The 279-nt window shown below is 71.3% G+C and carries 1 protein-coding gene; it reads right to left on the bottom strand.

Features of this window, described 5'->3' with window-relative positions; all coding sequences use genetic code 11:
• On the bottom strand, positions 1–279 hold a 279-nt coding region (locus ACLI50_RS22650), incomplete at both ends, for an NUDIX domain-containing protein (protein ID WP_411414689.1).

Consider the following 279-nt stretch of genomic DNA (forward strand, 5'->3'; position numbering starts at 1 on the left):
TTATGGGTCAGCACGTGCACGAAGGCCGGCAGGTCTTTCACGCTGCCTTGCGCGGCGGACGGCAGCGCTGCGAGCAGGTCGTCGCGGCTGTCGAACACGGGCAGGCAGTGCAGCCCCGCCCAGATGCCCTTTGCCGGGCGCTTCTCCAGCCACACGCGGCCCTGCGCGTCGCGCGCCAGCAGCAGCCAGAGCGACTGGGCGCTGCGCTTGAGCTTGCGCGTCTTGACGGGGTAGCGCTCCGGCGCGCCTTCGCGCAGGCCCACGCAGGTCTTGTCGACC

It is taken from the genome of Chryseobacterium cupriresistens, assembly GCF_046614675.1.
GTDB classification, from domain to species: domain Bacteria; phylum Bacteroidota; class Bacteroidia; order Flavobacteriales; family Weeksellaceae; genus Chryseobacterium; species Chryseobacterium cupriresistens.